The following is a 4647-nucleotide window of genomic DNA, read 5'->3' on the forward strand; positions in this document are numbered from 1 at the left end:
CCGGTCGCCGACAGTCCGGGATTAGGCGGCGAGGAGCCGTAGGTCGAGGAGCCGCCGAGCGCGGTGACGATGACCGGCGCAGGATTGACGGTCCAGCTTCCGCCGCTGGTGGTGCTGCCAACCATGTAGTTGGGATTGGTCAGCGTGCCCGTGACATTCGCCGTGTAGCTGCCGGCGTTGCTGGTGTTGGTGATGCCGTTGCCGAGCCCGGTCAGAACGCTGGCGCTTTCCCCGTTCTGCAGACCCGCCGCGGACAGAGCGTTTGCCGGCAACGATCCGTAGGTCGACGAGCCGGTAAGCGCGGTAACGTTGACCGACGCCGGCGTGACGGCCAGTTGGCCGGGGACATAGCTGATCGTGTAATTCGAAAGGCCCGTGCCTGCCGCAAGGGAAGGCGTGATCGCATAGGGCCCGCCGGCGACGCCGGCCGTGGCGATCGAACCCGCGGCGCTGGTCAGCGTCGCGGCCGTCACGCTATCGCCGTTCAGAAGCCCGCTCGTGGTGAAGGCCGACGTTCCCAACGACGCCACCGAACCGTAGGTCTTGCTCTGGTTGGAGGCCGTGACGGTGAGGGCGGCGGGACTAACGGTCCAGCTTCCGTTGGTGGTGCCGGCGACGCTGTAGTTGGGATTGGTCAGCGTGCCCGCGACATCGAGCGTGTAGCTGTTGGCGCTGCTGGTGCTGCTGATGCCGAACGAGTTGCTGAGCCCGGTCAGTGCGCCAACGGTCTGCCCGTTCTGCAGACCGGTCGCCGTCAAACCCGGGTTCGCCGGCGACGATCCATAGGTCGAGGAGCCGCCGAGCGCGGTGACGGTGACGGGGGCCGCGGTGACGGTCCAGCTTCCGCTGGTGTTGCTGACATCCGTGTAGTTGGGATTGGTCAGCGTGCCCGTGACATTCGCCGTGTAGCTGCCGGCGTTGCTGATACCGGTGATGCCATTGCTGAGCCCGGTCAGCGCGCTGACGGTTTGCCCGTTCTGCAGACCCGTCGCGGACAGACCCGCGTTGGCCGGCAACGATCCGTAGGCCGAGGAGCCGGTAAACGCGGTGACGTTGACCGGCGCGGCACCGACGGTCCAGGTGCCGTTGGTGGTGCCGGCGACGCTGTAGTTGGGATTGGTCAGCGTGCCCGCGACGTCCAGCGTGTAGCTGCCGGCGTTGCTGCTGCTGCTGATGCCGAATGAATTGCTGAGCCCGTTCAGTGCGCCGACGGTCTGCCCGTTCTGCAGACCGGTCGCCGTCAAACCCGGGTTCGCCGGCGACCCTCCATAGGTCGAGGAGCCGCCGCCCGCGGTGACGGTGACCGGCGCGGCACCGACAGTCAGTAGCCCACTACTCACGTAGGTTAAGGTGTAGCCGGGCGCCGACATCGTTCCCGGCGCGATATTCATGGCATACGGCCCGCCCGCAACGCTGGCCCCGGCGGCAGCTCCCGCCGAAGTCACCGCAGGCGCCCCGCTATACACAACCGTGCCGGAGGTATAGGCGCCTGCCACGCCGCCCTGCACGGTGAAATAGCTCGCGATCGAGGACGTCCAATCCGTGCCGTAGGTTTTTACAGGGGGCGAGGTCGAGGTAACCGTCGCCGTCGTCGACGCCGATGCTGCCGTCGCGAAGACATAGCGGTTGCCGGCCGCCACACTGGCCGGCGGGAGGCTGGCATAGGTCGCACTCCAGACCGCGGGATTGGCGCTGTCGAGCCCGCCGAAGGTGTCGCCGCCCGGGGCGTTCGAATAGACCAGCCAGCGTCCGGCGGTCGCATTCACCGCGCTGCTGCCTGCAGTGTTGGTGAAATTCCCCGTCGTCGACAGCGCCACGCTTGCACCGGCGACGTCGGACGCAACCGTCAAATCCCCCGCGGCGGTGACGACCGTTACCGCGCCCGCGGCGGTAATACCGGGCGTGCCCTGGACCGTTCCGATGGTGAGCGCCTGATTGTCGTTGAATGAAACGGAGCCGATATTGGCGGCGGCGACGGTGCCGACCTTGTTGGCCTGGGTAAGCGCGAATGAACCCGTTCCCGACAGCAGCAAATTCCCGCTTGTGACGGTACCGCCCGACTGCGTGACCGCGCCGGTGTCGCTGATCACGACATCGCCGCCTGCCGAAGACTTGATCGTCGCCCCGAGATTGTCGCCGCCACCCTGCCCGTTCAGCGTCAGCGTACCGCTGCCATTGTTGGTGATGGTGGTGCTGCCGGAGGAGGTAGCGATGCCGTAACAACCGAAACAACCGAGCGCGGTCGTCCCGTTTGAGGTCCCGTTGATCGTCAGCGCGCCGCTTGATATCGTCACCGCGTTGTTGCCCCCGGCAAAAACGCCAATGCCGTGGGTACCACTGGGCGTGAACCCGCCCATGACGCCATCCGAGGTGCCGGAAATCGCCACCGTACCCGACGTCGTCACGCTCACGCCGGAAATCATGGCGACGCCGACGCCGGAACTGCTGGCGCCACTCAGCGAGAGCGTGCCCGCCCCCAAATTGGTCAGCGTTGTTGCGGCGGTAGCAAAATTCAAGCCGGTCCCGTTTATGGCTGTTCCTTGGATCGTCAGGTTGCCAGAGGAACTGGTCACGCTGTTTGCTCCCGCAAAAGAGACGCCAGTATTCTCGGTGCCGGTGCCGTTGTTGATCGCCACATTCCCCGTCAATGTCATGTCGCCCGACGTGGTGAGGCTGGCGGCATAAAAGAAACTAAAGCCATTGTTGGTGGCGAGGCTATTGGTGGCGGTCACCGAAAATGACCCGCCGTTGTTGATGAAGGAATTTGATCCTTGCAGCTCCACCCCGTTGCCGTACGGGAAGGTGGGCGTGGAGGCCGCATAGGTCCCGTTGATACTCACGGTTCCAGAGCTTATGATCGTCGTATTGTTCAGGGTGATGCCATTCGTCGCCACATTGGTCGTGGTCGCCGTTGCGGTGAGATTACCGGCACCGGTGTCGATCGTGGCGCCTGTAACATTGATCGAGCGGCCGGCGGTCAGCGTCAGCGCGCCGCCATTGCTGGTGATGTTGGCATTGACGTCGATATCTTCCGCCGAAGTCAGCTTCAGGCTGTGGCCGCTGTTCCAGGTCACCGCGTTGGCCACGGTAATGTCGCCGTTTTGCCCACCGCCGCCGGTGGTATTGACCGTGACGTTGGCGGTGCCAAGCGCGCCCACCAGCGTCGCCACCGACAGCACCGAACTGTTGCCGGTCGGCGTAAACCCGGGTCCGGCCGAGATATTGGTATTGCCGCCGGTCGAGATCGTCAGGTCAAAGGGGTCGAGCAGCAGCGTTCCGGTCTTGCCGCTCGCAGATGTCACATCGACGAGGCCGTCATAGCCGAGCACGCCATGGCTCGAGACTTCGACGGCGCCGCCGCTCCCCGTTCCCGCACCCGTCGCGGTGATGGTGCCGCGAAAATCGGTCGCGACATCAGACCACACCACCGCATTGCCGCCGGCGCCGGCCGTGCCATTGGCATTGATGACGGCGCCCTGATCGACCGTCGTGGTCTCCGCGTTGGCGACCGTGCCTTGAATGAGCTTGACCGAGGGATCGATGCTGCCGCGCAGGTCACCGCCGACGAGGATATTGCCGCCGCTTGTTCCGCTGGCATCTAGCCTCGCGCTGGATGTCAGCCTGACACTATTTCCGGTCACCACGACCGTGCCGCCGGCGTGACGCTTGCCGCCGGTCGCAGCCAGCTTGCCGGAAACCACGACATTGCCGCCGGCGCCGCCATCGAGCACGATGCTGCCGCTACGGCCGGACACCGATCGCGCCGACAGCGCGCCGGAAACATTGACGGCGTCGTGCACCGCCGCTTGCGCGGTCGCAGCCTTGATCTCGATGCTGCCACCGGCGGCCTTGATGCGGCCTGAAACATCGATCAGCGCCCGGCCATCGGCCGCAACGGCGCCGGTCGGCACCGCCACCTGCAAAAACCCGTCACCGGTCGGATCGAGCGTCGCCCGCTCGCCGGAGCCGAGGCCAACGCTCCCGAGCGGCACGCTGATGGTGCCGGAGTTCGACACCGTGCCCCCGATCAGGCCAACAAAACCGCCGGGCGAGCTGGAGATCGTGCCGGCATTGCTGACGCTTGCGGAGGCGCCATTGCCCACAAAACTCAGATTGCCCGAGTTGAAGTCGGCATTGGCGATGTCGAGCGTGGAAGCGACAAAACCACCGCCGACCTGCACCGTACCGGAGGAGGTAATGGCGATGCCGTTGGGGTTGACCAGGAACACCTGCCCGTTGCCGGTGATTGCACCGGCAATCGTCGAGGAGGTCGATCCGGTGACGCGATTGAGGATCGCCGAGGATGCATTGGACTGGATGAAGTTGACGCTGCCGCCCTGCCCGACCGAAAAGCTGTTCCAGTCGATGATCGCTCTCGAAGAATTCTGGCTGATGGTCATCGCAGTGGCGGAAGGCGCAGCCATGCTCGCCTGGCCTGACACCACGCTGCCGCCCCGTGGCAGCACCGCCTGCGCCTGGACCGCCGCCGGCATCAACACCAGGAGACCGGCCAGCGTCACCAGTTGAGCGATTTTGATCTTCTTGTCATATCGCCAATGTAAAATGCACGCGATGCTGCGCCCCCTCTCCCGCACTTGCACCCGCACTTGCGGGGGAGGGCTGGGGTGGGGGAAAGCCACATCGGTA

1 protein-coding gene is annotated in these 4647 nt (G+C 65.2%); it reads right to left on the bottom strand.

Annotated elements, in window-relative coordinates; genetic code table 11:
* Positions 1-4520 (bottom strand): beta strand repeat-containing protein (locus ABSG20_RS30325; RefSeq protein WP_423868142.1); only part of this gene is annotated, 4520 nt, incomplete at its 3' end.
* Positions 4521-4647: the final 127 nt, after the last annotated feature.

The organism is Bradyrhizobium sp. (assembly GCF_049512235.1).
Lineage (GTDB): Bacteria > Pseudomonadota > Alphaproteobacteria > Rhizobiales > Xanthobacteraceae > Bradyrhizobium.